2 protein-coding genes are annotated in these 1,839 nt (G+C 30.6%); both read right to left on the reverse strand.

Going from position 1 to position 1,839, the window contains the following annotated elements; genetic code table 11:
- The coding region (locus tag ACW2QF_RS20005; RefSeq protein ID WP_455717777.1) for a hypothetical protein at positions 1-184 on the reverse strand (184 nt) is incomplete at its 3' end.
- 208 nt (positions 185-392) lie between these two features.
- Positions 393-1,646 carry a hypothetical protein gene (locus ACW2QF_RS20010; RefSeq protein WP_455717778.1) on the reverse strand — a complete coding sequence of 418 codons (1,254 nt, stop codon included), beginning with the start codon at positions 1,644-1,646 and terminating at the stop codon, positions 393-395.
- Positions 1,647-1,839 lie beyond the last annotated feature (193 nt).

Raw genomic sequence — 1,839 nt, forward strand, 5'->3', positions numbered from 1 at the left:
AACTAGTCAAGTCCACATCTCCATTATTATCTAAACTTTTTTCAAGCATACACGACTTACACGCAGGAACTCTCCTTGTGAGTGAATAAATCTCGCTGTTACTAGCATAGAATTCTGAATATCTTTTTTCTTTTTTACAAATGGCACATGTTTGTTTGCCATTTGGTATATTGTTTGTTGGCAAATTGCCACCTCCATTTAAGTGAATAACCCCTCAAGATAGAAGAGTAGTCAAAACAAGACTTATAGTTTCAACACCATAGGTCTAATATTTAATATAAAATTCTCATTTGCTACTATAATTAGAAAAGGCGTAGCAATAGCCACGCCTTAATACAAGAATAGAAGAGTATCTAATCACATCTATCGCACATAAATAATCCTTCTTTCTTTTAATTTAGTTGAACATATTTAATCGTTTCAATTTTACCATCTGATAGTACAAATATTGTTTGGCTTGCCACAGTAGCGCAGCCAAAGTTAGTACTATAGTCGTTATATCCGCTCAAACATCCTCCTGATACTATATACCTACCTCTGTTTTCAGAAATTACCCTGTGATTGTGTTCATGTCCTTTAATCATAATGTCATAAAATTCTTCATCCATAGATATATCGTTTTTAAGATCCTGTTTATCGTCTTTAACGCCCTTGTCACCATGTTTTGCTTTTATTAGTAACCCACAAATTTCTTTAACAATTTCTTTGTCAGTATGAGATCTGTTAACAACCGTAAGTCTTGACATATTTGCTAATTCAGAATATTTCTTTATTTGCTCTCTGATTATAGTATCAGCATTGTCTCCGTCTAAGTTAGCGGAGTAGTCTCCATTTATTCTGTCATGATTCCCACAAATACTGTCATATTCAACATTACAATTTTTGCACAAAGCTACTAGGAGCCTAAATATTATTTCAATAGCATGATTTATTTGTTGAGATTGATTAAACTCACAAAATTGAGATTGATTTTTTCTCATGCTTATATGCTCAATCATATCGCCGGTATTGATTACGTATATTTTTTTGACATTATATAAGTCTATGTATTTATAACACTCTGAAATTAATTGGTTTACTCGAAGATTAGCAGTTTCCCAATTAAAATAATTTCCTTTGCAATTATTTATAATATAGCCAATGTGCCAATCAGTTATATGCACAATCATTTCGTATTCACTAGACTCATTTAATTCAACATGACAATATTCTGGTACATTTACCACGAATCCATTATCTTCTTGGATTGCAGCCAATTCTTCCGCTATAGATATAGATTTAATGAATTCATTTTTAAACTTATTTAGCTGTCTATTTTCACTTTGCACCTGCTTTTTTAACAGGTAGTGTTCCCCTATAAGTTCTTTTGCTTTTGCTATTTTAGTATCAGAAGAGGAGTTTAATAAGCCTTTCCATTTTAGATATTCAGAAACAAAAGCTCCACCATAAATTGTCTGAGATGCTTTTCTAATAGTGTCGTAATGCATATCTATTTTAAACATATCTTTGATTTCACTAAAATCGTAATCGTTTAATCCGAGTTGTCTTTTAGAAATTAAATCAAGTGATTCTTCGTATTGATCTAATGTTAATCCGTATTTGGAGATTTCTTTCTCAAAATTATAAATACTTTTCATTCCTTTCATTTCTCCAAGATAGGAGAGTAGTAGTGTATTTTTGTATATATTGGTTGATTTTTAATTATAATTTTAGTAATTTACAACATACCAATTTAGAGTGTTGTGTGATAGAGTATATTTGAGATAATTTACGTAAAATTGGAATAAAAAAATATAAAAATAAAGAGCTACAAGTGATTCAGTACTTGTAGCTCTTTGC

This window comes from Anaerosporobacter sp. (genome assembly GCF_965301125.1).

What these genes read in the sequence shown, in the direction of transcription:
- ACW2QF_RS20010 (WP_455717778.1), bottom strand. Translation starts at nt 1,646, where the DNA reads ATGAAAGGAATGAAAAGTATTTATAATTTTGAGAAAGAAATCTCCAAA.